Origin of the sequence: Rhizobium sp. BK049 (genome assembly GCF_014193135.1) — a bacterium.
Taxonomy (GTDB): domain Bacteria; phylum Pseudomonadota; class Alphaproteobacteria; order Rhizobiales; family Rhizobiaceae; genus Rhizobium.
In genome coordinates this window covers 170227-193787 of sequence record NZ_JACHYV010000005.1, presented here as the reverse complement: position 1 = coordinate 193787, position 23561 = coordinate 170227, and the positions used below count along the sequence as shown (strand labels likewise).

Here is a 23561-nt window from a genome sequence, read left to right as displayed (position 1 = left end):
GAACTCCTCACACGACCGGCGTCGGAAGCGCGCGACCGGCAAAATGCGCGGCGAGATTGTCTCTGACCAGTTTGCCCATGGCCCTGCGGGTCTCGATGGTGCCGGAGCCGTGATGGGGCTGCAGCACGACGTTCGGCAGCGTCAGGAAGCGCGCATCGATTTTCGGCTCGTTGAGGAAAACGTCAAGGCCGGCGGCCTGGATGGTGCGGTTCCGAAGCGCTGCGATCAGCGCTTCCTCGTCGACGGTCGTTCCGCGCGAAACATTGATCAGCATGCCTTCCGGACCGAGCGCTTCCAGCACCTCGGCGTTGATGATCTTCATGGTCGCGGCCCCTCCGGGAACGATGACGATCAGGAAGTCGGCCCAATTGGCAAGCGCGACCAGATTGGCTTCATAGCCATAGGCGACATCCTGGTCCCTATTGCGGGCGAAATAAGAGATGTCGCAGCCGAAAGCGGCAGCCCGCTTGGCGATCGCCTTGCCGATCCGCCCCATGCCGACGATCCCGACCTTCTTGCCGGAAACCCGCGTTACCAGCGGCATGGGAACGTTGCCCCACTGGCCGGTGCGGACGAAAACGTCGGCCTGCGGAATCTGGCGTGCCGTGGAAAGCAGCAGTCCGATCGCGATATCGGCGACGTCTTCGGTCAGCACGTCAGGTGTATTCGTCACGCGAATGCCGTTGGCGCGGGCATAGGAGAGGTCGATCGCGTCGGTGCCGACGCCGTAGCAGGAGACGATCTCCAGCTTCGGCAGTTGCTTCATCAGCTCGGCGGAAGCGCCGAGTTCGCCGCGCGTCGCGATGGCGCGGATATTGCTGCCGACTTTTGAAATCAGTTCCTGCCGATCTGCGGCTTCCCACAAGCGGTGGACGCGGTAGCTCGCCTCCAGATCGACCATGTCCCACTCTGGATAGGCCCCGGCCATCAAGATTTCTACGTCAGGCATTGCGTCTTCGTCTCGCATTTTGGCTGTTGATTATGTTATCGATAACATATAATTCGAGATAGGGATGTCAAGTGAGTTTCACCGCAAGTGGCGGTATAAGCCGTCATTCGCCGCGACACCGGAGGAGTGATTTGCATGAAGAACCTGTTTGATCTGACCGGGCAGCTTGCCCTGATCACCGGCTCAAGCCAAGGGATCGGTTATGCGCTGGCCGAGGGCCTGGCGCAGCATGGCGCCGAGGTCGTCATCAACGGCCGCACGCCCGAAAGCGTCAAACGCGCAGTCGAAAGCCTCAAGGCTCAAGGTCTTTCTGCCCATGCGGCGATCTTCGACGTCACCAGAAAGGACGCTGCTGCGCAGGGTATCGCCGCGATCGAAGCCGATATCGGTCCGCTCGACATCCTGATCAACAATGCCGGCATGCAGTTCCGCACGCCGCTGGAAGATTTCCCGGCGGACAAATGGGAATTGCTGCTGACCACCAATATTTCCAGCGTGTTTTACGTCGGCCAGGCGGCCGCCAAAGCCATGATCGCCCGTGGGCATGGCAAGATCATCAACATCGCCTCGGTTCAGAGCGAGCTCGCCCGTCCGGGCATTGCTCCCTATACGGCGACCAAGGGCGCGGTGCGGAATCTGACCCGCGGTATGTGCGCCGACTGGGCCAAGCACGGCCTGCAGATCAACGCGATTGCGCCGGGCTATTTCAAAACGCCGCTCAACCAGGCGCTCGTCGATAATCCGGAATTCTCGTCCTGGCTCGAAAAGCGGACGCCGGCCGGACGCTGGGGCAATGTCGAGGAACTGGTAGGTGCCGCCGTCTTCCTTTCGGGGCGCGGTTCGTCCTTCATCAACGGCCACACGCTTTATGTCGACGGCGGCATCACGACCTGCCTCTAAGGGAGGCGAGACGATGGACGTTGAGAAAGAGGCACTGCCCTTTGCCGTGGTTATCATGGGCGTCAGCGGTTGCGGCAAATCTTCGGTTGGCGAGCGCCTCGCCGGTCGCAACGGCATGTTGTTTGTGGAAGGTGACCAGCTCCATCCCCCGCGCAATGTCGAGAAAATGGCGAAGGGCATACCGCTCACCGATGAAGATCGCCTGCCGTGGCTCGACCGGATCGGTGAGGAATTAAGGGCGGCGCAAAAGGCGTCGCAGGGATTGGTGATTTCCTGTTCGGCGCTGAAGAGAAGTTATCGGGATAGGCTGCGGCAGGCGGCAGACGGGCGCCTGGCCTTCATTTTCCTGGAGGGGTCGCGTGACCTGCTGTTGTCGCGGATGCAGGCCCGTCAGGACCATTTCATGCCCGCGTCGCTGCTCGACAGCCAGCTGCAGACGCTGGACCCGCCGATCGGGGAGCCCGGTGTCGTGACGGTGGCGATCGATATGGCTTTGGATGATATGGTGGCGCTGGCTTGTGAGGGGCTGCGAGGCGTGGCCGTCAAGGGAGGAGATTATCATGCGGGATGACCACAGAGCAGATGTCGCCGTCATCGGCGCGGGCATCATGGGAGCGGCGATCGCCACGCGATTGATCGAAACCGGCCACAAAGTATCGGTTTTCGATCTCGATACTGAAAAGGTCGCGGCGTTGGCAGCCAAGGGCGCCCACGCGGCCGCTTCGGTGGAGGATGCGGTCTCGCGGTCGGAATTCTGCGTCCTCAGCCTCAATCACGCAAATATCGTCCGCGCCGTCGTCTTCGGCGAGAAGGGGGTTGCGGCGGCGGCAAGCGCCGACAAGCTGCTGATCGATATGTCCTCGATCGACCCGGCCGAGACCGCCGACATGGCGAAGCGGCTGCGGCGGGAAACGGGCATGGCATGGGTGGATTGCCCGCTTTCGGGCGGCGTGCCCGGTGCGCTCGGTGGCAAGCTCACCATCATGGCCGGTGGAAGCCTCGAGGATTTCGAGCGGGCGCGCGTGGTGATGCGGCATCTTGCTGCCAATTATACGCTTATGGGCGCATCCGGCGCCGGCCAGACCACCAAGCTGATCAACCAGCTGTTCTGCGCCGTGCTGTTCCAGTCGGTCGCTGAAGCCGTCAAGCTGGCGGAAGCCGGCGGTGTCGATCCCTCCGCCATTCCGGCCGCCCTTGCCGGCGGCAGGGCGGACAGCCGGATATTGCAGGAATTCATGGCGAAATTCGCCGCCCGGGATTTCTCGCCGACAGGCAGGATCGACAACATGCTGAAGGATTTGGACTCACTTCAGGCCTTTGCACTGAGGACAAAAACGCCGCTGCCGATGACGGGCGCGGTGGTGGAGATTCATCGCCTGCTTTGCGCTGCCGGCCTTGGGCCGAAGGACTCTGCCGAGATGATGCGCCTGCTCGACGGATTTGCCGCCGACTGACCTCATTTCAGGCCGGGGAGATTGTCACTTTCCGCTTGACTAATCGGGCGATGTTATCGATAACATAACGACAGCTGCAGCTTTGGGAGGAGCCACAGTGGAAGCCAAGAGACTGCTGGAGTTCCAATCGATCACCAAAAGCTTCGGCGGCACGCAGGCGCTGCGTGACGTCTCGATCGACCTGCGCAACGGCGAGATCCTGGCGCTGCTCGGCGAAAACGGCGCCGGGAAATCGACGCTGATCAAGACCCTGGCCGGCATCTACAAGCCCGATAACGGCGACATCCTGTTTCGCGGGCAGAGCTACCATCATCGCCCGCCGAAGCCGAACGAGCGGCAGCCGGTGGCTTTTATCCATCAGGATCTCGGCTTGATCGAGTGGATGACGGTCGGCGAGAATATGGGCCTGTCGCAGGGCTTCTCGATGCGCCGGGGTCTGATCGACTGGAACAGGACGCAGGCGCGCGCGAAAGAGGCCTTGAAGTTGGTCGGCTGCGATTTCGATCCGACGACGCGGGTCTCGGCTCTGTCGCGCACCGAAAAATCCCTCGTCGCCATTGCCCGCGCGCTTGCCGTCGAAGCCGACGTTCTGGTGCTTGACGAGCCGACGGCGAGCTTGCCCGCCGACGAAGTCGATCGGCTGTTCAACGCGATCCGTCCCCTGAAGGAGCGCGGCGTCGGCATGATCTATGTCTCCCACAGGCTGGACGAGATTTTCCGCATCGCCGATCGCGTCGCCGTCCTGCGCGACGGATGCATGGTCGGGCAGAAGCCGGTCAGCGAGACCACTCCCGACGAACTGGTGACGATGATCATCGGCCGCAGCGGCGACGGTCTCTTTTCGAAGACCGAGATCAAGCCCGGCAAGGCGATCGTCAAGGTGCGCGATCTCGTCTGCGCCGGCACGAGCCCGATATCGTTCGATATAAGACAGGGCGAACTTCTGGGCCTCGCCGGCCTGCGCGGCGCCGGTCAGGAACGCATCGGCCGGGCGCTGTTCGGCTGCGAGCCTTTCGGCGGCACGATCCTGCTGCATGACCAAACTCCGGACCTTTCGAGCCCGCTGAGCGCAATGGCGTCGGGCATCGGATTGATCGCCCGCGACCGGACGGAGGAATCCGTCGCGCTCTCGCTGTCCATTCGGGAAAATACTTATATCAACCCCGGCGCAGTCGGACGCGGGCTTTTTTCCTTCCTGTCTCCGCGCGGCGAAGCCGACCTTGCCCATGCGATCGGCCAGTCCGTCGGCCTCAGGCCGAACGATCCGGATCTGCCGGTGGAAGCTCTGTCGGGCGGCAACCAGCAGAAGGTCGTCGTCGGCCGCTGGCTGGCGACCGGCCGGAAGCTGCTGATCGCCGAAGATCCGACCGCCGGAGTCGACATCGGCGCGCGTGCGGAAATCTACCGCCTGATCACGCAGGCGCTGGAAGCTGGTCTCGCAGTCGTCGTTGTTTCGACGGATTTCGAGGAAATCGCCCATATCTGCCACCGCGCGCTGGTTTTCTCGCGCGGCAAAATCGTCAGCGAACTGACTGGAAGCGCCCTGACGACGGAGGCGGTCATCACGGCCGCATCCGCATCGGAAGCTGCTTGAGCCATCGGGAGAACAGCCATGCAATCCATTGAATCCACCGCGCTGGAGCCGACCAAGAGCGAAATGGCCGGCTTGTCCGCCGGACAGAAGATTGGGCGCCTGATTCCGGTTTATGGTCTGGTGATCCTGACAGTCGGCCTGATCCTGCTCTTTTCGATCATGCTGCCGGATACGTTTCCGACGGTCCTGAATGTTCGTTCGATCGTCTCCGACAAGGCGATCATTGCGCTCCTGTCGCTCGCCGCGATGATCCCGATGGCGTCGGGCCGCATCGACCTGACGGTCGGCTACGGCATCGTGCTCTGGCATATTCTCGCAATCAGCCTGCAGACGGTCTACGGCCTTCCCTGGCCGGTCGCCGTCCTCATCGTTCTCGCGCTTGGCGTCCTCACCGGCTTCATCAACGGTCTGCTCGTCGAGGTCGCCAAGATCGATAGCTTCATCGCCACCCTCGGCACCGGTACGGTTCTTTATGCGCTTGCCCTTTGGCACACCGGCGGCCGGCAGGTGGTCGGGGTCCTGCCTGAAGGTTTCTACGCGCTGAACGGCACCATGCTGTTCGGCCTGCCAATCACCGGCTTCTACGTGCTGCTGATCGCGATCTGCATGTGGATCGTGCTCGAATACCTGCCGATCGGCCGCTATCTCTATGCCATCGGCGCCAATCCCAAGGCCGCGGCCCTCAACGGCATTCCCGTCCGCAAATTCGTGATGGGCGCATTCGTCACGTCAGGTCTGCTGGCGGCCCTGACCGGGGTCCTGCTGGCCTCGAAGCTGCGCATCGGCCAGGCGAGCGTCGGCCTCGAATACCTGCTGCCGGCCCTTGTCGGCGCTTTCCTTGGATCGACGACGATCAAGCCCGGACGGGTGAACGTCTGGGGCACCTTGATCGGCGTCATCATCCTGGCGGTGGGGATATCTGGAATTCAGCAATTCGGCGGATCGTTCTTCGTCGAACCGCTGTTCAACGGCGTGACCCTGCTGATCGCCATCGGCATCGCAGGCTACGCCCAGCGCAAGCGCGGAGCTGTGAGGAGGATCACACCCGCATCCAAATGAGGATGCCGGCCCGGCCGGCATTTCATAACAAACAAAATGGAGGAGTGAACATGAAGCGCAGGACCTTATTGCAGGCAACGGTCGCAACCGTCACCGTTATGCTGAGCATGCCGGCACTGGCCGATTCCATGGCCGACGCCAAAGCCGTGGTCGAGAAATATGCCTCCAAGGTGAGCGCATGGGATGGCCCGACGAGCGGCCCCAAAGGCGCCACCGGAAAGAACATCGTCATTCTTGCCGCCGATATGAAAAACGGCGGTATCCTCGGCGTCGCCAATGGCGTGCAGGAAGCGGCCAGCGCGCTCGGCTGGACGGTGAAAGTGCTCGACGGCGCCGGCTCGATCGGCGGCCGGACGGCGGCCTTCGGCCAAGCCATGGCGCTGAAGCCCGATGGCATCATCATCAACGGCTTTGACGCCGTCGAGCAGAAGCCGGCAATGGAAGCGGCAAAGGCTGCCGGCATTCCGATGGTCTCCTGGCATGCCGCCTCGGCCGTCGGCCCGGTTCCCGAAGTCGGCGTCTTCGCCAACGTGACCACCGATGCGATGGAAGTATCGAAGTCCGCGGCCGATTGGGCCTTCGCCGATGCCGGCGGCAAGCCGGGTGTCATCATCTTCACCGACTCGACCTATGCGATCGCGATCGCCAAGGCCGACCGCATGAAGAAGGAGATCGAGGATCTCGGCGGCACGGTGCTCGAATATGTCGACACGCCGATCGCCGAAACCTCCCAGCGCATGCCGCAGCTGACCACGTCGCTTCTGCAGAAGTACGGCGCCAAGTGGACGCATTCGCTGGCGATCAACGACCTCTATTACGACTTCATGGGACCGTCGCTCGCCTCGGCCGGCATTGCCGGCGACGGGAAGCCGGTGAATGTCGCAGCCGGTGACGGTTCGGAAAGCGCCTATCAGCGCATCCGCGCCAAACAGTATCAGGCCGTCACAGTTGCCGAGCCGCTCAATCTCCAGGGCTGGCAGCTCGTCGACGAACTGAATCGCGCCTTCGCGGGTGCTCCGTGGTCGGGCTATGTGTCGCCGCTCCACGTGGTGACCAGCGCGAATGTCGAATTCGACGGCGGGCCGAAGAACAGCTTCGATCCCGATAACGGCTATCGCGATCAATACAAGAAAATCTGGGGCAAATAAGTCTTCCCGAGGGCGTATCAACCGATACGCCCGTTTCCCTGTTGACACCACGCCATCAATCCAGCTCCGGCGAGTTTTGGAAAAGAGGACCCATGATCATTCGTTATGCTTTGTTTGAAGGCGAAATCCATCCTGGCAGAGAAGAGGAATTCCGTGCCTTTGTCAGGCAGCGGCTCGTCCCTCTCTGGACGAAATTTCCAGGCGCCGAGGAAGTCCGGGTGCTTGATGGCTTGGAGCGCGACGAAGGCGCTCCGGTCTATACCATGGCTCTCGCCATACGTTATCCCGATATGGATGCGGTGAACGCAGCGCTTCGCTCCGATGTGCGCTTTGAGAGCCGCGAGGTCACCGGCGAACTCCTGCAGCTCTTCACCGGCAAGGTGCATCACCACGTCTTCCAGGCCAACGAATACCCGCCGGCCGTTGCCTGACCGCCGGGCATTTTCCGCCGGCTGGAGCGACGGACGCTGCCCGGCCGTAAGATCGAGAACAGGGATCGAACAATCTTAAAGCGCCTGCGAACAAGGGTTCCAGGCGATTTTCCTATTGGGACGCTGCCAAGCCCGCGGGCACCGACCCTTAGCACAATTTTTCATCAGCGCCGCCATTATTAAATTAAATAGTCTACTGATTTAGTGGGCAATGCTCCATCTTACCCCGCATGGGCGCCCGGCGAGGCAGATAACCGCATGATTCCTCAGGAGGCCTTCTTCTTCCAACCGCGCGGATCCGCAGCATCGCATGAGCAATGATTCCGAATTTCTCTGGTATATTCCAAACGACGTCAGGCCCGGCCATCGCGGCGATTCCGCCGTCGACAATCACAACAGCCTCGATATGCTGACCAGCCATGCGAGGGCGCTGGAGGAGCATGGCTGGAAGGGCGCGCTCATCGGCACCGGCTGGGGCCGCCCCGACACGTTCACCGTCGCCGCCTCGCTCGCCGCGCGCACCACCACCTTCGAGCCGCTGATTGCGATCCGTCCGGGTTATTGGCGGCCGGCGAATTTCGCGTCCGCAGCGGCGACGCTCGACCACCTCACGGGCGGTCGCGTGCGGATCAACATCGTCTCAGGCAAGGATGATCTGGCCGCCTATGGCGACAGCGAAGGCGATCAGGCGCATCGTTATAGCCGGACGAGGGAGTTCATGCGGCTGGTCCGCAGGTTATGGACGGAAGAAAACGTCACCTCGGCAGGCGAGCATTTCCGGGTCACCGAATCCACCGTGGTGCCGCGAAGCGTTGAACAAAACGATCGGCGGTACGGTTCGCAGTTCCGCAAGCGGGTTCAAGCCGATCGTGCTGACGGCGCTGGGGATCGCGGCTCTTCTCTCTATGGTCGCTGCCGTCATCACATCCCGTACGATTATCGATCCGCTGGCAAAACTCCAGCTTTCGCTAAAAGCGATGGCGGAAGGCAATCTCGACGGCGATCGTCGCCTCGAAGCGCGCGGCGACGAGATCGGCAAGCTCGCGCGCGCCGTGGCCGGCTTGCGCGACGCGATTTCGGCGAAGGCGGAACGGCAAGCCGATGAGGAAAGCAAGCGGGCTGTCGCGGAGCGGCAACGCCTCGAGCAGGATGCCGACGAACGCCGCACCCATGCGGAGCAAACGGACCAGGCTGTCGGCCGGCTCGGCGACGCCTTGCAGGCCCTGGCAGACGGCGACCTCACGCAGCAGATCGACACCCCGTTCATTCCGTCCCTGGAAAAGCTCCGCGCCGACTTCAATGCCGCGGTCGAAAAGCTCCGCGCCGCCATGCAGAAGGTCTCTCAGAACGCCAGCGCCATCGCGGCCGGGGCACAGGAGATCCGGTCGGCCTCGGACGATCTCGCCAAGCGGACCGAACAGCAGGCCGCTTCCGTCGAGGAAACCGCCGCTGCTCTGGAAGAAATCACGACCACCGTCGCCGACTCCAGCCACAGGGCTCAGGAAGCCGGGCAGCTCGTCCGCAAGACCAAGGACAATGCGGAACGCTCCGGCAGCGTCGTTCGCGATGCGGTCGACGCCATGGGCAAGATCGAATCCTCCGCCACCGAGATCGGAAGCATCATCGGCGTCATCGACGAGATCGCCTTCCAGACCAACCTGCTGGCGCTGAATGCCGGCGTCGAAGCCGCCCGCGCCGGTGAAGCCGGCAAGGGCTTTGCCGTCGTCGCCCAGGAAGTGCGCGAATTGGCGCAGCGTTCCGCCAAGGCGGCAAAGGAGATCAAGGAACTGATCAACGCTTCGAACGGCCATGTGAAGAGCGGCGTCGCCCTCGTCGGCGAGACCGGAAAGGCTTTGCAGGAGATTGCCGCGCAGGTGCAGCAGGTCGACGGCAATGTCGGCGCGATCGTCGGCGCTTCGCAGGAACAGGCGACGGGGCTGAAAGAGATCAACGCCGCTGTCAACAGGATGGATCAGGGCACGCAGCAGAACGCCGCCATGGTGGAGGAAGCCACAGCTGCCGCCCATAACCTCGCCAAGGAAGCCGATGCGCTGTTCCAGTTGCTCAGCCAGTTCAATATCGGCGCAGCGGTGGCATCAAGGCGCATGACGCCGCCCGCCGCAGCAGCGCAGCACGCTCAACCTGTCGCCTCGCCCGCTCGGCAGATGATCGCGAAGATCGGCAAGTCGTTCCAGGGCGGCACGGCGGTCCAGGGGAACACGGCATTGGCGGGCGATTGGGAAGAATTCTGATCGCGGAAGCGCTCCTGCGCCCCTGCCATAATTTGCAATGAGGAAGGGCAGCGTTTGCTGCCCTTCGCGTTTTCGTGCCTACGCCCGAGCCGGGGCCCTGGCTGGAAGCAGGGCGTTGACCACGACTGCAACCGCGATGTTTGCCGCCAGCGCCAGCAGGCCGGTATAGACGGTGAAGGGTTCGCCGCCGAGGCTGATCAGATGCAGAGGCTTCCAGCCGGCATCCCAGACCAGGAAGGTGCCGCCGCAGAAGCCGACGAACCAGCCGGCAAGCAGGCCGGGTGCACGGAACCAGCCGGTGTAGAGACCGAAGACCAGCGCCGGGAGCGTCTGCAGGATCCAGATGCCGCCGAGCAGTTGCAGGTCGAGGGCGAACTGCGTCGGCAGGAAGAGGATGACAAGCAGCGCGCCGACCTTGACGACGAGCGATGTCACCTTGGCGACCTTGGCCTCGCCCGCATCGCTGACTTTGGGATCGACATAGGCCTTCCAGAAGTTGCGGGTGAAGAGATTGGCCGCGCCAATGCTCATCACCGCCGCCGGCACCAGCGCGCCGATGGCGATCGCGGCAAAGGCGAAGCCGGAGAACCAGCCCGAAAACAGCGTCTTGAACAGCGTGGGAACGACGTCGTTCGCACTGTCAAGCTTCAGGTTGGCGGCATGGCCCATATAGCCGAGCAGCGCCAGAAGGCCGAGCAGCAGCGTATAGGCCGGCAGCATGATCGCATTCTTGCGGATCGTCTTGCCGCTGTTGGAGGCAAAGATGCCTGTCAGCGTATGCGGATACATGAAGGCCGCAAGCGCCGAGCCCAGAGCGAGCGTGGCATAGGCGACGTACTGATCGCCGCCCAGCAGCAGGTTGCCGGAGCCCTTGGCCTCGAAGGCCGCATCGGCCGAGGCGAAGACATTGGCGTAGCCGCCGAGCTTCGACGGGATCAGCGCGACCGCGGCGATCACCACGATATAGATCATGATGTCCTTGACGAAGGCGATCAAGGCGGGCGCGCGCAGGCCCGCCGAATAGGTATAGAGCGCCAGCACGATGAAGGCGATCGCCAGCGGCAATTCGCCATGCAGTCCGAGCGCCTTCAGGACCGCCGTCATGCCGACGAGCTGCAGGGCGATGTAAGGCATGGTGGCGATGACGCCGGTCGCCGCGACGGCAAGCTCGAGACCGCGCGATCCATATTGACCATGGACGACGTCGGCGGCCGTCACATAGCCGAAATCCTTGGCACGTTTCCACAGCACCGGCATGACCATGAAGACGAAGGGGTAGACGACGATCGTATAGGGCAGCGCGAAGAATCCGTAGGCGCCGACGGTGTAGACCAGCGCCGGGACGGCGATCACGGTATAGGCGGTATAGAAATCGCCGCCGACGAGGAACCAGGTAATCCAGGTACCGAAGTTGCGTCCGCCGAGACCCCATTCATCGATATGAGCCAGCGTCTCGGGCTTGCGCCAGCGGCTGGCGACGAAACCCATGACGGTGACGAGGGCGAAAAAGAAGATGAAGACGGCAAGCGCCGTGACGTTGATGTCAGTCGTCATGGCGAACACTCCGATAGGCGATCCAGGTCAGCGTCGCTGTGATCGGTACCCAGAGAAGCTGATACCAGTAGAAGAAGGGAAAGCCGAAAAGCGACGGCTCCCGGAGATTGTAGAACGGCGGCCAGAGCAGCCCTATGTACGGGATGATAAGCAGCCAGAGCGCTGCCTTGCTATGTGGTCTTTCCATGTCGGGTACCTTTCAGGCGCCGCGGGGGGCGGTCGCCATGTTCCAGTTGTCGGCGTGGAAGGCGGGTCTGTCAGCCGCAGGCCGCGGCGAGCCCGGTTCGGATCGCTCGACCTTTCCAGCCGATCGAAAGCTGATGTAACGCATATGAATTCCTCCCAACGACTGACACTTGGCCAGCCGCGGATGGAGTCCTATGGCGTCGGTTTTGTCGTCACAAGATGGGCGCGGGGCGGAAATGCCGGCGTCTACCCAGAAGTGGGTAGGCGAGGATTTCCGCTGATTTTCGAGACGATACCGTGATCGAGCGCGTAACGGATGAGGCCGGCCGTGGTGGCGATGCCGAGCTTCTTCTTGAGGTTCTTGCGGTGCGTTTCCGCCGTGGCGGAGGTAATTCCGAGCGCTTCGGCAATCTCCCTGTTGCTTCTGCCGGCAACGATCAGTCCGAGAATGTCGCGCTCGCGAGGCGTCAGGGGATCGCTGCCCTCGTTTGCGCGTTCGCCCATCAGCGCGTCGAAGACCCCCGAGGAGAAATAGGTGCCCCCATCAGCCACGGTCTCGATGGCCGCAACGATCTCGTCCGTCGAAACATCTTTGAGCACGTAGCCGGCAGCGCCATGCATGACCGAGGAGGAGATGTATTCGCGGCTGTCATGCATGGAGAGCATTACGACCCGGGCTTGGGGAAGCTCGTTCCTGAACAGTTCGATCGCATCGATGCCGCTGAGTTTCGGCATGTTGATATCCATCAACACCACCTGCGGCTGGATCTGCCGGGCGATGTCGAGACCCGTTTGCGCGAGCCCGGCGGTACCGGCGACTTCGATATGGTCGAATGTTTCCAACACCGCTTTCAACCCGTCCAGCACCAGCGGATGGTTGTCGACCAGGAGAACTCTGATTTTCGCGCGTTCATTCATGCGGCTTCCGCCTGCTTGCCGGCGGGCAGATTGGCCGATCTCGGCATCATCGCCGTCAGCATCGTGCCGGACTCGCTGCTGTTGATGAGCAACAGCCCGCGGAAGTGGGCCATGCGCTCCTGCATGTTGCGCAGCCCGAGACCCGATCCGCCGGATCCGCCGTCCTTGCTGCCGTCGAAGCCGGTGCCGTTGTCTGAAATCATCATGCGGGCGCGGCCGCCGTCGCTCCACAGCTTGACCGAAAGCTTCGAGGCGCCCGAGTGCCGCTCGACATTGTTGAAGGCCTCTTGGGCGACGCGGTAGAGGGCGGTGCTGGCTTCCGCCTTCAGCATGCCATTAAAGCCCGAGGCGTCGATATCAGTCTCGATCCCCGTCCGTTCGGCAAAGTGATGACAGAGAGCCTCGAGCGCCGCGGTCAGGCCGAGATCGTCGAGCACGCGGGGGCGCAGATCGTGCGAGAGCAGCCGTATTTCCTTGATGGCGCCGTTCAGCGCCTCGACGCCGCGCTCGATGGTCAGCGCTGCATCATCGACATTGGTCCTGACCTTGCGGCCGGCCAGGTCCATTGCATAGCGCACGCCGAGAAGGGTCTGCGAGATGCCGTCATGCAGCTCGCGCGCCAGCCGCGTGCGCTCCTCTTCCTGGGTGTCGATGACCCGCTGCGTCAGTTCCTTGAGGCGGCTGTCGGCCATGCGGCGCTCGTGGAAGGTCAGGAGCATGCAGGTCGTGAAGACGACGAGCACCGAGGGCACGGCAATCAGCGCGACGATGACGAAGGTTCGCCTGATGTTGGCGCGCATCACGGCATTGGCGGCCGCGCTCTGGGCAAAGACGTCGTCGAGATAGACGCCGGTGCCCACCACCCAGCGCCATTTGTCGAGGCTGACGACGAAGGAGAGCTTGTCGGCAATCTGTCCCGTGGAAGGTTTCTGCCATTTATATTGATGCAGGCCGCCGCCCGCCTTTGCCGTGGCGATCAGCTCGGCAATCACCTTGTCGCCGTCAGGATCGGTCAGGTCCAGCCAATTCTGGCCATGCCGGAAACTCTGGCGCGGATGGACGATATTGTTGCCGTCATGGTCGTAGACGAAGAAATAGCCATCCCTGCCATAGTCGAGAGAGGTCAGAATCCCAGCCACCTGCTGCTTGGCGGCTTCGTCGTCGGGGCCGGCCTTGTTGTAGATCGTCTGGATGGCGGACAGGGCAAGATTGGTCAGATTGAGGATTTCCCCTTCCTTGGTCTTCAGCATGTTCTGCTCAAACGTGTCGATGCTGTTCTTGGCGAGATTTGCCGACTGCCAGGTGATGAAGGTGGTGATTGCAAGGATCGAAATGACGAGCGGAACGATCGCCAATGCGATGATCTGGTGTCGTAAAGTCAAGGCTCGTTCCTCCCGAAATTGCGTCCGGAATTATGCCCTTTGTCCGACATGAGTCCAGCAGCTTGCCGGCGGTATGAGGTGATGGCTATTCCAGGGGCACGAACAGGCCGAGCTTGACGTCCCGCAGCACCACATTCGTATGCATGCGGCGGATCTGCGGATTCTCAGCCATGATCAGGGCGGCGATGTCGTCATAATGCTCGACGTCGCGGGCGGTCACGATCGCGATCAGATCGACCGCGCCCGTGACGTAATAGACCTGCTGGATATGATCCTGTTTTTCCGCCCAGACGCGGAACTTCGCCAAGGCGTCGTAATTGTCCCGCTCGATCTCCATCCCGACGATGAACACCATCGATGTACCCGTCGCCTTCCGGTCGAGGACGGCGACCTCCGCCTTGATGATGCCCTCCTCGCGCAGCCGCTTCAGCCGCCGCTGCACGGCCGAGACCGACAAACCTACCCGCTCGGCGATCGTTTCGGCCTTCAGCTGGCAGTCGCGCTGAACGATATCGAGGATGTCACGGTCAAAACGATCCAGTTGTTCCATTATCCAGTCCATTTCGGCGTTTCGCGGCTCATGCGTTCTGCCTGATTTGCCGCATGAGAAAGATTATTTTGCACATTAAATGCAGAAGAGGCAGAAATTGCGCGAAAAAACCGCGCAACTTTATCATTATCCTTCGCAAACTCAGTTCAGCCGGACCCATGCATGTCGGATCAGCCCATTTCTGCTCTTCGCGTCGAAGATCTTCATAAAAGCTTCGGCTCGCAACAGGTTCTCAAGGGTATTTGGGCTGAGGCCCATAAGTCTGACGTCATCTCCATTATCGGCTCGTCCGGTTCTGGCAAGAGCACCTTCCTCAGATGCATCAATTTTCTGGAAACGCCGGATCGTGGCCGCATCGCCGTGAACGGCGAGGAAGTCGCTCTGAAGAGCGGCCGCGGCGGACTGCTGCAGCCGCAGAGCTGGAGGCAGATCGAGCGGCTGCGAACCGGGCTCGGCATGGTCTTTCAGAGCTTCAATCTCTGGGCTCATCGGACCGTGCTGGAAAACGTCATCGAGGCGCCGGTGCATGTCCTGGGCGTTTCCAGGCGCGAAGCGATCCAAAAGGCGGAAGCCCTGCTGCACAAGGTCGGGCTCTTCGACAAGCGCGACGCCTATCCCGCCTTTCTCTCCGGCGGTCAGCAGCAGCGCGCGGCGATCGCAAGGGCGCTCTGCGTCGATCCCGCCGTCATGCTGTTCGATGAGCCGACATCGGCGCTCGATCCGGAGCTGGTCGGCGAGGTGCTGAAAGTCATTCGCGATCTGGCGGAAGAAGGCCGGACCATGCTGATCGTCACGCATGAAATGCGCTTCGCTCGCGACGTCTCGAGCCGCGTCCTCTTCCTGCACCAAGGGCGGATCGAGGAAGAAGGCCCGCCGGAGCAGGTCTTCGGGGCCCCCGTCAGCGCCCGCTGCCGGGAGTTCACCCGCCTTAGCGCCCACTGATCACTGCATCGAGCCATCACCGACAACACGAACCAGGAGAATCCTGCGAATGAAACTGCTCCCCACGCTTTTCGCCGGCGTCGCAATTGCGCTTTCCGCAGTCGCGGCACAGGCCGAAGTCCGCTTTGGCGTCATGAACGAATCCTACCCGCCCTTCTTTGCCAAGGATGCCTCGGGCCAGTGGCAGGGATGGGAAATCGACCTGATGAATGCCGTCTGCGAAGAGATGAAGGAGAAGTGCTCGATCGTCGAGATCTCCTGGGACGGCCTCATTCCGGCTCTTGAGAGCAAGAAGTTCGACGTGATCTGGTCGTCGATGTCGAACACCGCGGAACGTTCGAAGGTGATCGACTTCACCGACAAATATTACAACACCCCGAGCACGCTGATCGGCCCCAAGGACCAGAAGCCGGGTGCCACGGCAGAGGATGTGAAGGGCAAGACCATCGGTATTCAAGTGTCGACGATCCAGTCGGAATATTACAAGAAGTATTTTGCTGCCGCTGCCGAGGAAAAGACCTACCAGACGCTCGACGAAGCTTTCCAGGATCTCGCTTCCGGCCGCATCGACTATGTCTTCGGTGATTCCCTCGCGCTCGACGCTTTCCTGAAAAGCGATGCGGGCAAGGATTGCTGCGCCAATATGGGCGATGTCGCCGACGACAAGGAGATCCTGGGCGCTGGTGTTTCAGGCGGCCTGCGCAAGGAAGATACAGAGCTGAAAGCCAAGTTGAACAAGGCGATCGCTGCTGTTCGCGCCAACGGCCAATACGACGCAATCACCAAGAAATACTTCGATTTCGATATCTACGGCGCGAAGTAAGCTCTCCTAGAAATGGCGACCGGGCAACAAGGCATTCTGGACCTGCTCTCCCCCTGTCCTCCGGGATGGGGCGGCGTTCTTCTGGCAGGTGCGGTCTCTACGGTCGCCATCTCCGCCTGCGCCTTCGCTGTCGGCCTGCTGCTTGGCACGGGCGGTGCGCTTGGAAAGCTTTCAGGCAATCCTGTGCTCCGCCTCGTGCTCGATCTCTATACGACGGTCATTCGCGCCGTTCCCGAGCTGATCCTGATCGTCGGACTTTATTATGCCGGCACCGATGGCCTCAACCGGCTGCTGGCGGCATTCAATCTGCCGCCGGTCGAGGTGAACGGTTTCGTCGCCGCCGTCGCAGTTCTCGGCTTCGTGCAGGGCGCCTATATGACCGAGGTGCTGCGTGGCGCGATCCTTGCCATTCCCGTCGGCCAAATCGAGGCCGCCAAGGCTTTCGGCATGGGGCCGGTGCTGCGCTTCCGTCGCGTCCTCTTGCCGGCGCTGTTGCCGAATGCGCTGCCCGGCCTTGCCAATCTGTGGATGTCGGTCACCAAGGACAGCGCGCTGGTCGCGGTCGTCGGCTATCAGGAACTGGCGCTCGCCACCCGCCTCGCCGGGGCGAGCACCAAACACTATTTCGTCTTTTTTCTTGCCTCGGCTCTTCTCTATCTCGCCATCACACTCGCTTCCAACGCCGTCTTCAAACTGATCGAAGGGCGGGTGCGGCGGGGACAGCCGCGTCTGGCCTGAAGAAAGCGCGCCATGAGTTTCACCTGGATCTCCTCCTATTGGCCGCTTCTTCTGACCGGCGCCTGGCAGACGGTAGCTCTGCTGGTCATTTCCGTGGTCTTCGGCTTCGTCATCGCCATCGGTCTCGCTTTCGCGCAGGTCAGCGGCGGCAGGCTGACGCGACTCGCCGCCCGCGGCTACTGCACCTTCTTCCGCGGTACGCCGCTGCTGATACAGCTTTGGCTTCTCTATTACGGGGTCGGCTCGCTGCTGCCCATGATCCCCGGCATCCGCCAGAGCCTGTTCTGGCCGATCCTGCGCGAGGGGTTTTTCTTCGCTTCCGTCAGCTTCACGCTGAATTATGCGGCCTATGAGGCTGAAGTGCTGCGCGGCGCGCTGCTTGCCGTTCCCAAGGGCGAGCTCGAGGCCGGCCGCGCCTTTGGCCTGTCGCCCTGGAAGCTCACCCGCCGCATCTGGCTGCCGCGCGCCATTCGCATTGCCCTCCCGACCATTGCCGGAGAGATTGTCATGCAGTTGAAGGCGACGCCGCTCGCTTTTACGGTGACGGTGATGGACCTCTATGCCGTCGCCAACAAGGTTCGTCAGGACACGCTGCTCGTCTACGAACCGCTCATCGTCGTCACTCTCTTCTATCTCGCCCTGACTGCCGTGATCGCCCGCGTCTTTCGAAGTCTCGAAGCGCAGGTGCCGGTTCGCCGCTAGGCGGAAGCTCGCCCTATGTTTTGAAAAGCCCGGCGCCGGTAATGGCGCGACAGCCTGAATGGAGACTACCTCATGAGCACAACGCGAATTCTCGACGGCGGCATGAGCCGCGAGCTTCTGCGGCTGGGCGCCGAACTGAAGCAGCCGGAATGGTCGGCGCTGGCGCTGATGAATTCGCCTGAGGTCGTGCGGAAGGTGCACCAGGAATTCATCGCCGCCGGCTCTGAAATCATCACGACGAACAGCTATGCGCTCGTGCCCTTCCATATCGGCGAAAACCGCTTCCAAGAGGAGGGGCCGGCGCTGATGCGACTTGCAGGTCGTCTGGCGCGCGAGGCTGCCGATGCCGTGACCGGCCGGAAGGTGCTCGTCGCCGGATCGCTGCCGCCGATCTTCGGCTCCTACGAGCCTGAGAATTTTGAGCCTTCCCGGGTGCAGGACTATCTCGAGGTGCTGGTCGAAAACCTCGCTCCCTTCGTCGACCTATGGCTCGGTGAGACTTTAAGCCTGATTGCCGAGGGCGAGGCCGTTCGCAAAGCGGTGGCGGCATCGGGCAAGCCGTTCTGGATTTCCTTCACGTTGGCGGATGACGAGGCGGCGATCAGGGGCGGCGCCCCGAAACTCCGTTCCGGCGAAAGCGTCGAGGATGCCGCGTCCTGGGCGGTGTCATCGGGTGCGGCGGCTTTCCTGTTCAATTGCAGCAAGCCTGAGGTCATGCAGGGCGCGGTCGAGACGACGGCACGGGTGTTCCGGGAGAGGAATGCTCAGATCGAAATCGGGGTCTATGCCAATGCCTTCGAAGGAGAAACCGGCGAAGCAGCCGCCAACGAGGGCCTGCACGATACACGTGACGACCTGAATGACGACGCCTATTCGCGCTTTGCCTGCTCCTGGGCCGAAGCGGGTGCCACGATCATCGGCGGCTGCTGCGGCATCGGCGCTGCTCATATTCATCGCCTCAACGGGATGCTTTCGCGCTGAGGTGATATCTTGGCCGCGAGTAACCGTCGCCGTGCCGCTGCTCAAACCTTCATCGTTTGGAGATATGTGACCATGGCGCAAGTCGCTCATTCCGCCTTCGGCGACGGGCGTCTGTCATTTCTTTTGCGAAGCTTGCCGTTCTCCTATTCACTGCTTATATAGTCATAATAGTCATTCTGGTCAGGAGGTGGGCCATGCAGTCATCACGGCAAGGCGACGAAAGCTGGACCGTGGCCAGCGCGAAAGCGAAGCTTTCTGAGGTGATCGAACGCGCGCAAGCCGCGCCGCAGACAATTACACGCAACGGCAAGCCGAGCGTCGTCGTTGTCTCTGCGGAGGAATGGCAACGCAAGACCGCCCGCAAGGGGACGCTGGCCGAATTTCTGATGGAGTCACCGCTGCGTGGCGCCGATCTGGATCTCGAGCGTGAACGCGACGAACCACGCGATAGCGAACTGTGAGACTTCTGCTGGACACCAATGTCCTGTCCGAGGTCACGAAACCGAACCCAGATGCGGGTGTTCTGGGGTGGCTGGATGGGCTTGACGAGGATCGCTCCTTCATCAGCGTCGTGTCGGTCGCAGAAATCCGCCGCGGTGTCGCCCTCATGGGCAAGGGACGAAAACGTGACGTGCTGGCCGATTGGCTTGCTCGCGATCTGCCGCAGCGTTTCGAGCGGCGCATCATCCCGGTGGACGAAGCGGTGGCCCTGGCTTGGGGAGATCTGATGGGCCACGCAAAGCGGAGCGGCCGTGGCTTGTCATCGATGGATGGGCTGATCGCTGCGACCGCGGTTGCTCACGATCTTACCCTTGCGACGCGCAACACCAGGGATTTCCAAGGTTTGGGAATCGAGCTCGTTGATCCATGGGTCGGGTGAAATGCTGCTGATCCGTGGGCTGATGCAAAGGTTGCGATAGAGCCGGCGGCACGGGCCGCCCGCAAAGCATCCGTCAATGCAATCCAAACAGGTTCAGCAGCTCTTCACGATGACGCACGAATTCCGGCGCGCTGCGGTCGCGCGGACGCGGCAGATCGATGTCGATCAGACGTGGCTCGCCTCCCCTTTCCCGCGGCAGGATCAGGATTCGATCGGCGAGATAGATCGCCTCCTCGAGATCATGTGTGACAAGAATGGTGGTCACGTCCTCGTCACGCCAGATGCGTGCGAGCTCCTGCTGCATGCCGATCTTTGTCATCGCATCGAGCGCGCCGAGCGGTTCATCGAGCAGCAATATCTCCGGCTGGACGGCAAGTGCCCGGGCGATGCCGACGCGCTGCGCCATGCCTCCCGACAGTTGCCGGGGATAGGCGGTCTCGAACTGCTGCAGGCCGACGAGCTTGACATAGCGGCGCGCCCGCTCCCTCGCCTTTTCACGCGTCAGACCTCTCGTTTCCAGGCCGAAAGCCACGTTATCAAGTACGGTGAGCCAGGGAAGAAGGCGCGGCTCTTGGAAGATGACGGCGCGCTCGGCGCCGACGCCTCGTATCGCCTTGCCGTCCACCAGCACCTCTCCGCCGTCGGATTCCTCCAGACCTGCCAGAACCCTGAGCAGCGTTGTCTTGCCCGATCCGCTGGCGCCGACGATGGCGAGGCTTTCGCCGGAGCGGATATGGAGATTGATATCCTTCAGAACCTGCAGCGGTTTGCCGTTCAGCTTGTAGGATTTGGAGAGGCGACGGATCGTCACCTCCCCGCGGCGAATGTCCTCAGCGACGCTCATCACGCATCCTCAATTGCTCGCCGGTTTTGCATCGGCCGTATACAGGATGTCCTTGGCCGCCAGTTGGCCCTGCTTCAGCTTGCCTTCGCGAACCAGCACGTCGATCCAGAACTGGATGTCGCGCTCGACCGGGAGACCGCCGGCGCGCACGCCGTAGCCGCGGAAATACTGCGCAATATCAGGATTCTCGCCGCGTTCGGCCAGCGCCTTGGCCAGGATCTTCTTGGTTTCCTCGGGATGCTCGCGGGCATAGTCGAGGGCGCGGGCCGACTGTTCGACGAAGATTTTCGAGGCTTCCGGATGTTGCTTGATGAAATCGCGGCGCAGGACGACGAAGCCGCCGGCAATGTCTCCCAGCACGTCGGTATCATCGAAAACCGGGCGCAGGCCGCCGTTCTTCAGCGCTGCACCCTCGAAGGTTGTTTGCCAATAACCGAAGGCGGCGATATCGACCTGCTTGGAGCGCAGTACCTGCTCGAGCTGCGGCCCGGGAACGACGACCTGGTTGGCGGAGTCGCTCGGCAGACCGACCGAATGCAATGCCTCGCGGATCGTGTAGTCGAGATGCGCGCCGAGCGTGTTGACCGCGATGCTCTTGCCGACGATGTCCTTGATCGTTTTGATCGGGCTGTCTTCCAGCACGTAGAAGGTCGACTGCACCTCGTCATTGATGCCGTTCGACGGATAGGCGGCGACGAAATCATTGCCGCCGATGATCGAATTGAGGACGGCGGAGGTGGCGGCGCTGCCGATCTCGACGTCGCCGGATGCGAGAGCGATGAGAGACGCAGGGCCGCCCTGGGCATAGCCGACATTCTCAAACGTGATGCCGGTGTCTTTGAAATAGCCGAGCGCTTCGGCAAGTTCATGGGCGGCAAGACCGCCCTGGCTGGCGAGGTAGCGCAGCTTCACCGTGTCGGCGGCTGCGGCCGGCGTGGCAAGACCGAGAGCGATCACAGCCGGCAGGAGAAGATTGCGGGGATGGAATGTCATGGAATGTCCTTTCGGAAGAGGAAAATCGGGGGGAAGCGGGTTACGTGCTCGGCTGAGACCAGCGGCAGAGACGGCGCTGCAGGAGAACGAGCAGGGCATTCGCGGCAAGCCCCAGAAAGGCGAGCAGCAGGATCGCCGCAAACATCAGCGGGATCTGGAAATTGTACTGGGCGTTCATCACCTGAAAGCCGATGCCCTTATTGGCGCCGATCATCTCGGCAGCGATCAGCAGCAGAAGCGCCGTCGTCGCCGAAAGTCGCAAGCCGACGAAAATCGCCGGGACGGAGGCTGGCAGAATGACGCGGCGAAAGACGGTCAGCGGTCCGGCGCCATAGGTGCGAGCCATTTCTATGAGCTTCTTGTCCACTTCCTTGACGCCGCCGATCGTGGAGAGCAGCACCGGAAACAGTGTCGCCCAGAAGATCACGAATATCTTGGAGGTTTCACCGAGCCCGAGCAGCAGGATGAAAACCGGATAGAGCGCCAGCGCCGAGGTCTGCCGGAAGAGCTGCAGGATTGGGTCAAGCGCCTGTTCGACCAAGCGAAACTGGCCCATGAACAGACCGAGCGGAATACCGACAAGTACGGCGAAGGCGAAGGCGGTTCCGGATCGCTGCAGGCTGATGGCGATATCATCGAGCAAGGCGCCATTGGCAAGATTGGTCCACAGCGCCGACAGGATTACGTTCAAGGGCGGGAAGACAGCGGGATTGATCCAGCCCCTGGTGCTCGACACCTGCCAGAGCACGAGGAAGCTGATGAGCAGACCGTAGCGCGGCAGAAATGCCGCGAGCACTCCGCGTATATGGGAGGCCAGAGCGGAACTATTGCTTTTGCTGCTTTTCAGGCGGCCGAAGCTTCTCGGAAGAGCCTGGTTGATTTCGTAGGCCATGGGTTTCTCCTCACTCCGCTGCCTCAAGGACGGTGCGTCCGGCAGCCCAGCGGTTTGTCGGGAAAGGTAAGCCGAGATTTTCCCGGAGCGTCTTGCCTTCATAGGCAGTGCGGAACAGGCCGCGGCGCTGGAGTTCCGGGATGACGAGATCGACAAAGTCGTCGAGCGCCGTCGGCAGCCAGGGCGGCAAAATGTTGAAGCCGTCGGCCGCTTCGTTCTCGAACCATGTCTGCAGCGTATCGGCGATCTGCTCTGCCGTGCCGACGATGGTGTAGTGGCCGCGGGCCGATGCGATCCACTGATAGAGCTGGCGGATGGTGAAGTTGTTTTCGTCTGCGATCTGGCGGATGAGGGCCTGGCGGCTCTTCATGCCTTCCGTCGGCGGTGCAGGCGGCAGCGGCCCGTCGAGATCATAGCCATGCAGGTCGAGCGTACCGCCGGTCAGGCCGTTGAGGAGGCCGATTCCATCTTCTTCGAGGATGAGCGAGGTCAGGCGATCATACTTCTCGCGTGCCTCCGCCTCGGTCCTGCCGACGAAGGCGGATACGCCGGGCATGACCAGGATATGATCGGGATTGCGGCCGAGTCCGCGGGCGCGCGCCTTGATATCCCGATAGAACTCCTGGGCGGTTTCGATATGCTGATGGGCGGTGAAGATGACTTCAGCCGTCGCGGCGGCGAGTCCCCGGCCGTCTTCCGATTGGCCGGCCTGCACGATAACGGGATGCCCCTGCGGCGAGCGCGAAACGTTGAGCGGGCCGCGTACGCTGAAATGCTCGCCACGGTGGTCGGTGTCGTGCAGTTTCGCCGGATCGAAGAAGACGCCGGTCTCCTTGTCGCGGATGAACGCGTCATCCTCGAAGCTCTCCCAAAGTTTGCGGACGACGTCGACGTGCTCGGCGGCGCGGCGATATCGTTCGGCATGCGGAAGCTGGGTTTCGCGGTTGAAATTTTGCGCCGTCAGGTCGCCTGTCGTGGTGACGACATTCCAACCGGCGCGCCCGTTCGAGATCAGATCGAGCGAAGCGAACTTGCGGGCTGTCGTATAAGGTTCCTCATAGGTGGTCGAGGACGTCGCGATGAAGCCGAGATGGGTGGTGAGAGGCGCAAGGGCGGAGAACAAGGTGACGGGCTCGAAGCCGGCCACGCGGGCGTTGCCGCCTTCACGCGCTCCACCGAAGCCAACGGCCAATCCATCGGCCAGGAAGTAGGCATCGAAGAGGCCGCGTTCCGCCGTGAGCGCCAGCTGCTTGTGAAACTCGAAACTGGTCGCGCCGTCGACCGGCTGGTCGGGATGCCGCCACGATGCAACATGCTGTCCACCGCCGGGAAGAAATGCCCCAAGCCTGATTTTCCGCGTCATTTGCGTCCTCTCCGTTCACCGGCGAC

General features: G+C 62.0%; 25 protein-coding genes and 2 pseudogenes. 16 read left to right on the top strand and 11 right to left on the bottom strand.

Annotated features, from left to right (window positions below):
• Nucleotides 1-7 precede the first annotated feature (7 nt).
• Nucleotides 8-949: a 2-hydroxyacid dehydrogenase gene (locus FHT70_RS07650; protein WP_183700008.1), complete on the bottom strand. Its 942-nt coding sequence runs from the start codon at nucleotides 947-949 to the stop codon at nucleotides 8-10.
• 135 nt (nucleotides 950-1084) lie between these two features.
• Between FHT70_RS07650 and FHT70_RS07645 the strand changes: the two genes are divergently transcribed.
• The 9 genes and pseudogenes from FHT70_RS07645 to FHT70_RS07605 all read left to right on the top strand — a co-directional run.
• Nucleotides 1085-1849: an SDR family oxidoreductase gene (locus FHT70_RS07645; protein ID WP_183700006.1), complete on the top strand. Its 765-nt coding sequence runs from the start codon at nucleotides 1085-1087 to the stop codon at nucleotides 1847-1849.
• A gap of 13 nt (nucleotides 1850-1862) precedes the next feature.
• Entirely contained in the window at nucleotides 1863-2420 is a 558-nt protein-coding gene (locus tag FHT70_RS07640) for a gluconokinase (protein WP_183700004.1), read from the top strand.
• Entirely contained in the window at nucleotides 2410-3303 is an 894-nt protein-coding gene (locus tag FHT70_RS07635) for an NAD(P)-dependent oxidoreductase (protein WP_183700002.1), read from the top strand. Before FHT70_RS07640 ends, FHT70_RS07635 begins: the two co-directional genes overlap by 11 nt.
• A gap of 97 nt (nucleotides 3304-3400) precedes the next feature.
• Nucleotides 3401-4897 carry a sugar ABC transporter ATP-binding protein gene (locus tag FHT70_RS07630; protein ID WP_183700000.1) on the top strand — a complete coding sequence of 499 codons (1497 nt, stop codon included), beginning with the start codon at nucleotides 3401-3403 and terminating at the stop codon, nucleotides 4895-4897.
• A gap of 18 nt (nucleotides 4898-4915) precedes the next feature.
• Nucleotides 4916-5956: an ABC transporter permease gene (locus FHT70_RS07625; RefSeq protein ID WP_183699998.1), complete on the top strand. Its 1041-nt coding sequence runs from the start codon at nucleotides 4916-4918 to the stop codon at nucleotides 5954-5956.
• A 50-nt stretch (nucleotides 5957-6006) separates the two neighbouring features.
• On the top strand, nucleotides 6007-7104 hold the full coding sequence (locus FHT70_RS07620) for a substrate-binding domain-containing protein (RefSeq protein WP_183699996.1): 1098 nt from the start codon (nucleotides 6007-6009) through the stop codon (nucleotides 7102-7104).
• A 92-nt stretch (nucleotides 7105-7196) separates the two neighbouring features.
• Nucleotides 7197-7535, top strand: a complete 339-nt coding sequence (locus FHT70_RS07615; protein ID WP_183699994.1) for a hypothetical protein — start codon at nucleotides 7197-7199, stop codon at nucleotides 7533-7535.
• A gap of 310 nt (nucleotides 7536-7845) precedes the next feature.
• Nucleotides 7846-8343, top strand: a pseudogene (locus FHT70_RS07610) (LLM class flavin-dependent oxidoreductase); the annotation flags it as partial.
• Nucleotides 8339-9787: pseudogene (locus FHT70_RS07605) on the top strand (HAMP domain-containing methyl-accepting chemotaxis protein); the annotation flags it as partial. The pseudogenes FHT70_RS07610 and FHT70_RS07605, both read left to right, overlap by 5 nt.
• A 78-nt stretch (nucleotides 9788-9865) precedes the next feature.
• Here FHT70_RS07605 and mctP read toward each other — a convergent pair.
• The 6 genes from mctP to FHT70_RS07580 form a co-directional block, all read right to left on the bottom strand.
• On the bottom strand, nucleotides 9866-11341 hold the full coding sequence (gene mctP / locus FHT70_RS07600; RefSeq protein ID WP_183699992.1) for a sodium:solute symporter family monocarboxylate transporter: 1476 nt from the start codon (nucleotides 11339-11341) through the stop codon (nucleotides 9866-9868).
• Nucleotides 11331-11528 (bottom strand): DUF3311 domain-containing protein, encoded by a 198-nt coding sequence (locus FHT70_RS07595; RefSeq protein ID WP_085780717.1) that lies wholly within the window; start codon nucleotides 11526-11528, stop codon nucleotides 11331-11333. Before FHT70_RS07595 ends, mctP begins: the two co-directional genes overlap by 11 nt.
• A 12-nt stretch (nucleotides 11529-11540) precedes the next feature.
• Complete coding sequence (locus FHT70_RS30570) at nucleotides 11541-11672, bottom strand: hypothetical protein (protein ID WP_259668235.1); 132 nt, start codon at nucleotides 11670-11672, stop codon at nucleotides 11541-11543.
• Between the two features lie 101 nt (nucleotides 11673-11773).
• Nucleotides 11774-12445 carry a response regulator transcription factor gene (locus tag FHT70_RS07590; RefSeq protein ID WP_097599114.1) on the bottom strand — a complete coding sequence of 224 codons (672 nt, stop codon included), beginning with the start codon at nucleotides 12443-12445 and terminating at the stop codon, nucleotides 11774-11776.
• Nucleotides 12442-13827, bottom strand: coding sequence for a cache domain-containing protein (locus FHT70_RS07585; RefSeq protein ID WP_183699990.1), 1386 nt, complete (start codon nucleotides 13825-13827; stop codon nucleotides 12442-12444). The genes FHT70_RS07590 and FHT70_RS07585 overlap by 4 nt, the downstream gene beginning before the upstream one ends.
• Nucleotides 13828-13912: 85 nt before the next feature.
• A complete protein-coding gene (locus FHT70_RS07580) occupies nucleotides 13913-14377 on the bottom strand; it encodes an Lrp/AsnC family transcriptional regulator (RefSeq protein ID WP_088681802.1) in 465 nt (154 codons plus the stop codon).
• 162 nt (nucleotides 14378-14539) lie between these two features.
• On the opposite strand from FHT70_RS07580, the gene FHT70_RS07575 reads away from it, so the two are divergent.
• From FHT70_RS07575 to FHT70_RS07545, 7 genes are all read left to right on the top strand, one after another.
• The gene (locus tag FHT70_RS07575; RefSeq protein WP_183699988.1) at nucleotides 14540-15319 is read left to right on the top strand and encodes an ATP-binding cassette domain-containing protein; all 780 of its coding nucleotides are present in this window, start codon (nucleotides 14540-14542) and stop codon (nucleotides 15317-15319) included.
• A 49-nt stretch (nucleotides 15320-15368) separates the two neighbouring features.
• Nucleotides 15369-16142: a transporter substrate-binding domain-containing protein gene (locus FHT70_RS07570; RefSeq protein ID WP_183699986.1), complete on the top strand. Its 774-nt coding sequence runs from the start codon at nucleotides 15369-15371 to the stop codon at nucleotides 16140-16142.
• Nucleotides 16143-16154: 12 nt separating this feature from the next.
• The gene (locus tag FHT70_RS07565; RefSeq protein ID WP_183699984.1) at nucleotides 16155-16880 is read left to right on the top strand and encodes an ABC transporter permease subunit; all 726 of its coding nucleotides are present in this window, start codon (nucleotides 16155-16157) and stop codon (nucleotides 16878-16880) included.
• Nucleotides 16881-16892: 12 nt separating this feature from the next.
• Nucleotides 16893-17582, top strand: a complete 690-nt coding sequence (locus FHT70_RS07560) for an ABC transporter permease (RefSeq protein WP_183699982.1) — start codon at nucleotides 16893-16895, stop codon at nucleotides 17580-17582.
• A gap of 72 nt (nucleotides 17583-17654) precedes the next feature.
• Nucleotides 17655-18563, top strand: a complete 909-nt coding sequence (locus FHT70_RS07555) for a homocysteine S-methyltransferase family protein (RefSeq protein WP_183699980.1) — start codon at nucleotides 17655-17657, stop codon at nucleotides 18561-18563.
• A 194-nt stretch (nucleotides 18564-18757) separates the two neighbouring features.
• Nucleotides 18758-19024 carry a type II toxin-antitoxin system Phd/YefM family antitoxin gene (locus FHT70_RS07550; RefSeq protein WP_085780725.1) on the top strand — a complete coding sequence of 89 codons (267 nt, stop codon included), beginning with the start codon at nucleotides 18758-18760 and terminating at the stop codon, nucleotides 19022-19024.
• Entirely contained in the window at nucleotides 19021-19443 is a 423-nt protein-coding gene (locus FHT70_RS07545) for a type II toxin-antitoxin system VapC family toxin (protein ID WP_183699978.1), read from the top strand. Before FHT70_RS07550 ends, FHT70_RS07545 begins: the two co-directional genes overlap by 4 nt.
• A gap of 73 nt (nucleotides 19444-19516) precedes the next feature.
• Here FHT70_RS07545 and FHT70_RS07540 read toward each other — a convergent pair whose 3' ends face one another.
• From FHT70_RS07540 to FHT70_RS07525, 4 genes are read right to left on the bottom strand one after another with little or no spacing between them, the layout of a single operon-like run.
• Entirely contained in the window at nucleotides 19517-20287 is a 771-nt protein-coding gene (locus FHT70_RS07540) for an ABC transporter ATP-binding protein (RefSeq protein WP_183699976.1), read from the bottom strand.
• Nucleotides 20288-20296: 9 nt separating this feature from the next.
• Nucleotides 20297-21280: an ABC transporter substrate-binding protein gene (locus tag FHT70_RS07535; RefSeq protein WP_085780728.1), complete on the bottom strand. Its 984-nt coding sequence runs from the start codon at nucleotides 21278-21280 to the stop codon at nucleotides 20297-20299.
• Nucleotides 21281-21320: 40 nt separating this feature from the next.
• Nucleotides 21321-22172 carry an ABC transporter permease gene (locus FHT70_RS07530; RefSeq protein WP_097599104.1) on the bottom strand — a complete coding sequence of 284 codons (852 nt, stop codon included), beginning with the start codon at nucleotides 22170-22172 and terminating at the stop codon, nucleotides 21321-21323.
• Between the two features lie 10 nt (nucleotides 22173-22182).
• Entirely contained in the window at nucleotides 22183-23535 is a 1353-nt protein-coding gene (locus FHT70_RS07525) for an LLM class flavin-dependent oxidoreductase (RefSeq protein WP_085780730.1), read from the bottom strand.
• Nucleotides 23536-23561: the final 26 nt, after the last annotated feature.

What these genes read in the sequence shown, in the direction of transcription:
- FHT70_RS07650 (WP_183700008.1), bottom strand. Translation starts at nt 949, where the DNA reads ATGCCTGACGTAGAAATCTTGATGGCCGGGGCCTATCCAGAGTGGGAC.
- FHT70_RS07645 (WP_183700006.1), top strand. Translation starts at nt 1,085, where the DNA reads ATGAAGAACCTGTTTGATCTGACCGGGCAGCTTGCCCTGATCACCGGC.
- FHT70_RS07640 (WP_183700004.1), top strand. Translation starts at nt 1,863, where the DNA reads ATGGACGTTGAGAAAGAGGCACTGCCCTTTGCCGTGGTTATCATGGGC.
- FHT70_RS07635 (WP_183700002.1), top strand. Translation starts at nt 2,410, where the DNA reads ATGCGGGATGACCACAGAGCAGATGTCGCCGTCATCGGCGCGGGCATC.
- FHT70_RS07625 (WP_183699998.1), top strand. Translation starts at nt 4,916, where the DNA reads ATGCAATCCATTGAATCCACCGCGCTGGAGCCGACCAAGAGCGAAATG.
- FHT70_RS07620 (WP_183699996.1), top strand. Translation starts at nt 6,007, where the DNA reads ATGAAGCGCAGGACCTTATTGCAGGCAACGGTCGCAACCGTCACCGTT.
- FHT70_RS07615 (WP_183699994.1), top strand. Translation starts at nt 7,197, where the DNA reads ATGATCATTCGTTATGCTTTGTTTGAAGGCGAAATCCATCCTGGCAGA.
- mctP (WP_183699992.1), bottom strand. Translation starts at nt 11,341, where the DNA reads ATGACGACTGACATCAACGTCACGGCGCTTGCCGTCTTCATCTTCTTT.
- FHT70_RS07595 (WP_085780717.1), bottom strand. Translation starts at nt 11,528, where the DNA reads ATGGAAAGACCACATAGCAAGGCAGCGCTCTGGCTGCTTATCATCCCG.
- FHT70_RS30570 (WP_259668235.1), bottom strand. Translation starts at nt 11,672, where the DNA reads ATGCGTTACATCAGCTTTCGATCGGCTGGAAAGGTCGAGCGATCCGAA.
- FHT70_RS07590 (WP_097599114.1), bottom strand. Translation starts at nt 12,445, where the DNA reads ATGAATGAACGCGCGAAAATCAGAGTTCTCCTGGTCGACAACCATCCG.
- FHT70_RS07580 (WP_088681802.1), bottom strand. Translation starts at nt 14,377, where the DNA reads ATGGAACAACTGGATCGTTTTGACCGTGACATCCTCGATATCGTTCAG.
- FHT70_RS07575 (WP_183699988.1), top strand. Translation starts at nt 14,540, where the DNA reads ATGTCGGATCAGCCCATTTCTGCTCTTCGCGTCGAAGATCTTCATAAA.
- FHT70_RS07570 (WP_183699986.1), top strand. Translation starts at nt 15,369, where the DNA reads ATGAAACTGCTCCCCACGCTTTTCGCCGGCGTCGCAATTGCGCTTTCC.
- FHT70_RS07565 (WP_183699984.1), top strand. Translation starts at nt 16,155, where the DNA reads ATGGCGACCGGGCAACAAGGCATTCTGGACCTGCTCTCCCCCTGTCCT.
- FHT70_RS07560 (WP_183699982.1), top strand. Translation starts at nt 16,893, where the DNA reads ATGAGTTTCACCTGGATCTCCTCCTATTGGCCGCTTCTTCTGACCGGC.
- FHT70_RS07555 (WP_183699980.1), top strand. Translation starts at nt 17,655, where the DNA reads ATGAGCACAACGCGAATTCTCGACGGCGGCATGAGCCGCGAGCTTCTG.
- FHT70_RS07550 (WP_085780725.1), top strand. Translation starts at nt 18,758, where the DNA reads ATGCAGTCATCACGGCAAGGCGACGAAAGCTGGACCGTGGCCAGCGCG.
- FHT70_RS07540 (WP_183699976.1), bottom strand. Translation starts at nt 20,287, where the DNA reads ATGAGCGTCGCTGAGGACATTCGCCGCGGGGAGGTGACGATCCGTCGC.
- FHT70_RS07535 (WP_085780728.1), bottom strand. Translation starts at nt 21,280, where the DNA reads ATGACATTCCATCCCCGCAATCTTCTCCTGCCGGCTGTGATCGCTCTC.
- FHT70_RS07530 (WP_097599104.1), bottom strand. Translation starts at nt 22,172, where the DNA reads ATGGCCTACGAAATCAACCAGGCTCTTCCGAGAAGCTTCGGCCGCCTG.
- FHT70_RS07525 (WP_085780730.1), bottom strand. Translation starts at nt 23,535, where the DNA reads ATGACGCGGAAAATCAGGCTTGGGGCATTTCTTCCCGGCGGTGGACAG.